At 69.9% G+C, this 1,407-nt stretch carries 4 protein-coding genes; 1 reads left to right on the top strand and 3 read right to left on the bottom strand.

Features of this window, described 5'->3' with window-relative positions:
• The first annotated feature begins 40 nt into the window (after positions 1 to 40).
• Positions 41 to 541: a hypothetical protein gene (locus tag JHN45_RS52395; protein ID WP_201056569.1), complete on the top strand. Its 501-nt coding sequence runs from the start codon at positions 41 to 43 to the stop codon at positions 539 to 541.
• On the opposite strand, the gene JHN45_RS52390 is transcribed toward JHN45_RS52395, so the two are convergent.
• From JHN45_RS52390 to JHN45_RS52380, 3 genes are all read right to left on the bottom strand, one after another.
• A complete protein-coding gene (locus JHN45_RS52390; RefSeq protein WP_201056567.1) occupies positions 531 to 923 on the bottom strand; it encodes a type II toxin-antitoxin system VapC family toxin in 393 nt (130 codons plus the stop codon). The genes JHN45_RS52395 and JHN45_RS52390 overlap by 11 nt on opposite strands.
• Complete coding sequence (locus JHN45_RS52385) at positions 920 to 1,192, bottom strand: hypothetical protein (protein WP_200716432.1); 273 nt, start codon at positions 1,190 to 1,192, stop codon at positions 920 to 922. Before JHN45_RS52385 ends, JHN45_RS52390 begins: the two co-directional genes overlap by 4 nt.
• 24 nt (positions 1,193 to 1,216) lie before the next feature.
• Positions 1,217 to 1,407 (bottom strand): hypothetical protein (locus JHN45_RS52380; RefSeq protein ID WP_201056565.1); only part of this gene is annotated, 191 nt, incomplete at its 5' end.

Raw genomic sequence — 1,407 nt, 5'->3', positions numbered from 1 at the left:
CACAGCAGCCGCCGGTCGGGGCGGACACGGGGGGGGTCCGATGGTCAGGTTTGTGCACCACGAGTTGATGGCCGCTGTGGCGTGGTTGAGCGGCATCGCGGTCGGACTGACGGCTGCGGTGGTGGTGCGAGGAAGTGGGCCCGTGCGGGGCGAGGCCCTGGCACAAGCGGTCGCTGTGGTGATCGGCTTCGCCGTGCTCCTGACGCTCGTACACGCCTCAGGGCTCAAACATGTCAGCCACAAGCGGGACTTCGAGACCGCGGTGGCCCTGCCGAGTGACGTCCGGCTCCCGCGCAGGAACCCGCTCCATCTGCTTTTTCACCTTCCCTACCTGCTGCTCTTCCTGGCTCCGGGCGTGCTCGCGTTCTTCTGGCTGGACAGCTCGTTCCTCATGGCACTGCTGGCCACGGACTGGCTGGGCAGGGCGGCGGCTGCCGTCCGGTGGGAGCGCAGGCACGGCCGACTGGTGTGGCGGGGGTACGTCCACGACGAGCCGTGGCAACTGGCGTACACCCTGATCAGCCCTCGGTTCAGACCTTGATCACATGAACTCCGGCACCGCACAGGTCCCGGAGGTCCTCGGGGTCGGAGGTCAGCACGGTGACGGGCGCGGGCGACGCCAGCGCCGTCGCGGCGACGATCGCGTCGAGCGCGTACTTGTGACCGCGCAGACCGGCGGAGGCGAGAAGCTTGCTCGCTCGGCGGGCGATCGCCTCACTGGGCGGGACGACGTTGACACGCGAGACGGCGTGGTCGAACCGGGCCTGGTGGGTCCTGGGGTCGCGGGCCTCGACGAGGGTCACCGAACTGACGACCACGCGGATGTCCTCGGCCTCGGCCGCGACGAGCCACTCGGTGAGTTCCGGAGTACGGCGGACGAGCTTGGACAGGCCCTCGCAGTCGAGGACGAGCGTGCCGCTCACGCGGCGTCGGCCGAACCCGCCGACCCACCGCGCAGGAGAGCCCGCTTGGCCTCGACCCCGGCCGGGTCCACCGGACCGTGCGCGGCCTCCGCGTCCTCGATCAGCTCACGTAGCCGGTCCCGCTCCAACTGGCGCTGGATGAGTGCTTCCACATAGGCGGACATGCCCCGCTTGCCGGTGCGCGCCTTGAGAGCGGCGATGGTGCCCTCATGGAGCGACACCGACACCGGGCGGACAGGGCCTTCACCGGGCAGGGGAGAATCAGCCATGACCCCACTTTAACAAAACTCTTGTTATTCGCCCACCGACTCGAACCGCCACCGATGCACCGCCCGCATGACCAACTCCCCCTCCGGCTCGGGGAGTTCGGGCAGCTCGGTGTCGTAGTCCGCGTCCCACCACGTGATGACGAGGACGCGGTCCTGGGGGGCGCGGAGGAACTCCCGGCGGAGGGGTTCGGCGGGAAGGCGCTGGGCCCGGGCCC

It is taken from the genome of Streptomyces sp. MBT53, from assembly GCF_016654115.1.
Lineage (GTDB): Bacteria > Actinomycetota > Actinomycetes > Streptomycetales > Streptomycetaceae > Streptomyces.
Note: the sequence above shows the minus strand (reverse complement) of the source record. Positions and strands in the feature narration are given on the sequence as shown.

What these genes read in the sequence shown, in the direction of transcription:
- JHN45_RS52395 (WP_201056569.1), top strand. Translation starts at nt 41, where the DNA reads ATGGTCAGGTTTGTGCACCACGAGTTGATGGCCGCTGTGGCGTGGTTG.
- JHN45_RS52385 (WP_200716432.1), bottom strand. Translation starts at nt 1,192, where the DNA reads ATGGCTGATTCTCCCCTGCCCGGTGAAGGCCCTGTCCGCCCGGTGTCG.